1 pseudogene is annotated in these 594 nt (G+C 62.3%); it reads right to left on the minus strand.

Annotated features, from left to right (window positions below):
• Nucleotides 1-594 (minus strand): annotated as a pseudogene (locus AABE10_RS36595) (ATP-binding protein); the annotation flags it as partial.

Genomic DNA, 594 nt, shown 5'->3' on the forward strand with positions numbered 1-594 from the left:
GTGCCGTGCTAACCGCATAGAGCGCGGCGGGCGTTTCGGGAATCGGCGCACTATCCGGCGCGAGCAGGATGGCGTCGGGTGATGGCAGCTCGCGGTAGATTGCGAGAAAGCTCATCAGTTCGCCCGCAGCCGCTTCGCCGACCGATCCCGCATACGAGATCAATTCAAGCTCTTTCGACACGACGCCCATCGTCTTCGCGACGAATCCCCAGGTGCGGGGACTTGCCGAGTTTTCGATGTCGCGCGATTTTTTCTGCACGTACAGCAGATCCGGCCGGAAACGCAGAAACGCAATCAGTTCCGCAGGTACGTCGTTGCGCACTGCCCATGCGGTCCAGTCATCGATAGTCGGCTCCAGCTCCACCACCGTCGCAAAACGCGAGATGACGGGGTCGAGAATGCCCGACACACCAGCGTTGTCGCCGCGCCGGTTGGTAGCGGCGACGAACGTGACGCAGTCGGGCAATACGTGCTCGCCAATACGACGAGCGAGCAGCAGCTGCATCTTCGCTGCCTGCACCGCTGGCGAGGCCTGCCCGAGATCGTCGAGGAACCAGAGCAATGGCGTAGTCGCCCGCAACGCGCGTTCAAGAT

This window comes from Paraburkholderia diazotrophica (assembly GCF_038900755.1).
Taxonomy (GTDB): domain Bacteria; phylum Pseudomonadota; class Gammaproteobacteria; order Burkholderiales; family Burkholderiaceae; genus Paraburkholderia; species Paraburkholderia diazotrophica_A.